The sequence below is a fragment of the Halomonas sp. SIMBA_159 genome (assembly GCF_046536035.1).
GTDB lineage: Bacteria > Pseudomonadota > Gammaproteobacteria > Pseudomonadales > Halomonadaceae > Vreelandella > Vreelandella venusta_A.
This window is the reverse complement of record NZ_JAWJBT010000338.1, coordinates 1-287: the sequence shown is the minus strand read 5'-3', so window position 1 is coordinate 287 and position 287 is coordinate 1. Positions and strand designations below refer to the sequence as shown.

Below are 287 nucleotides of genomic sequence, written 5' to 3'. Positions count from 1 at the left end.
GTCGCGCCGTCGGTCGTGCAGTCGACATCCGCGACTATGCCGAGCGCGTCGAGTTCTGGCAGGAAGGCAAGATCGTGAGGCACCACGCACGCGCCTTCGGCCGCGACAACGCCGTCGACGACCCGCGGCACAACACACCGGTGCTGGCCCGCAAGCCCAGTGCCCTCAGGAACGGGGCGCCGTTCAAGGACTGGGAAGTGCCGCCCGAGATCAGGCAAGTGCAGCGCAAGCCTGGCAAGACCGGCAGATGATCCAGACCCAACCGTGAAAAGATTACAGGAGCTGGA

General features: G+C 65.5%; 1 pseudogene. It reads left to right on the top strand.

Annotated features, from left to right (window positions below):
• Positions 1-239, top strand: a pseudogene (locus R0J87_RS19530) (Mu transposase domain-containing protein); the annotation flags it as partial.
• Positions 240-287 lie beyond the last annotated feature (48 nt).